Source organism: Stutzerimonas nitrititolerans (genome assembly GCF_003696285.1).
GTDB lineage: Bacteria > Pseudomonadota > Gammaproteobacteria > Pseudomonadales > Pseudomonadaceae > Stutzerimonas > Stutzerimonas nitrititolerans.
The window spans coordinates 1-1,409 of the sequence record NZ_RFFL01000046.1; the positions used below are offsets into that span (position 1 = coordinate 1).

Genomic DNA, 1,409 nt, shown 5'->3' on the forward strand with positions numbered 1-1,409 from the left:
TGCTGGCCGGCACCGCCTGGGCGTTGCTCGCAGGCGCCGGCTCTATGTTCTGTATCGCCGGGTTCATTCGCAGGGGCATGACCAATGAGTAAGCCTTTGTTCCAGGCCCTATCAAGATCGGCGGCGAAGCCCTCCGCAAGCCTGGGCGACTGGCTCGGCAAAACGATTCGTCTGACTGACGGCGCCTTCTGGGGGCAGTTGATCGGAGGCCAGTCGAGTTCGGGCAAATGCGTCAGCGTCGACACCGCCATGCGCGTATCGGCCGTCTGGGCTTGCGTGCGGCTGATTGCTGAAACGATTGCCACGCTACCGCTGGGTCTTTACCGGCGCCTGCCAGATGGAAGCCGCGAGGCCGACACAGGTCACCCGCTTTACAGCGTGCTGGCCGTGTCGCCAAACGAGCACATGAGCCCGGTCCAGTTCTGGGAAGCGATGCTCGCTAGCATGTTGTTGCGTGGTAACGCATTCGCGCAGATCCATCGTTCAGGTAGCCGGATTGTCGCGCTGTCCTTTCTGCTGCCGCACCGTATGAGACTGCTTGCCGAAAATGGGGTGATCCGGTACTTCTACAGCTTCAGCGATGGTGAGCGAGAGCTTTCGGCGGCCGAGGTTCTTCATATCCCAGCGTTCTCGCTGGATGGCCGGATCGGCTTGTCTCCGATCAGCTACGGCGCCGACATCATCGGGTCGGCGATGTCGGCCGACGATGCGGCCAACGGCACGTTCAAGAACGGCATGATGCCAACGGTCGCTTTTAAGGTTGATCGCGTACTCAAGCCGGATCAGCGTGACGATTTCCGCAAATACGTTGAAACCGTAAGCGGCGCGATGAACGCAGGCAAATCCCCGGTTCTGGAAGCTGGCGTGACGCCAGAGTCAATCGGGATCAACCCAACCGACGCACAGTTGCTCGAAACGCGCAGCTGGAGCGTCGAGGAAGTTTGCCGCTTCTTCCGGGTACCGCCCTGGATGGTCGGGCACACCGAGAAGAACACCAGCTGGGGCTCAGGTCTTGAGCAACAGGTGATCGGCTTCCTGACCTTCTCGCTCAGCACCTGGTTGCGCCGGATCGAGAAGGCCGTGCTCAAGCAGCTGCTGCGGCCCGAGGAGCGGCTCACGCATTACGCAGAGTTCGCTTTGGAGGGCCTGCTACGCGCCGACAGCGCAGCCCGCGCCTCGTTCTACAGCACCATGGTCCAAAACGGGATCTACACCCGGGACGATTGCCGTGTGCGCGAGAACCTGCCTCGCCGTGGCGGCAATGCGGACGTGCTCACAGCCCAAACCAACCTCGCACCACTCGACGCACTGGGGCAAACCAGCGACGGCCAGGCCGCACGCGCCGCCCTTCAAAACTGGCTTACCGCCGACCCCGCCAAGGAGTAACCCATGCAGCTCAAAATCCAGTC

General features: G+C 61.9%; 1 protein-coding gene. It reads left to right on the forward strand.

Features of this window, described 5'->3' with window-relative positions; translation table 11 throughout:
• The first annotated feature begins 84 nt into the window (after positions 1-84).
• Positions 85-1,386, forward strand: coding sequence for a phage portal protein (locus tag EA795_RS20565; protein ID WP_122079223.1), 1,302 nt, complete (start codon positions 85-87; stop codon positions 1,384-1,386).
• Positions 1,387-1,409: the final 23 nt, after the last annotated feature.

Excerpts from the sequence above, each read along its gene's own strand:
- EA795_RS20565 (WP_122079223.1), top strand. The coding sequence starts at position 85 with ATGAGTAAGCCTTTGTTCCAGGCCCTATCAAGATCGGCGGCGAAGCCC.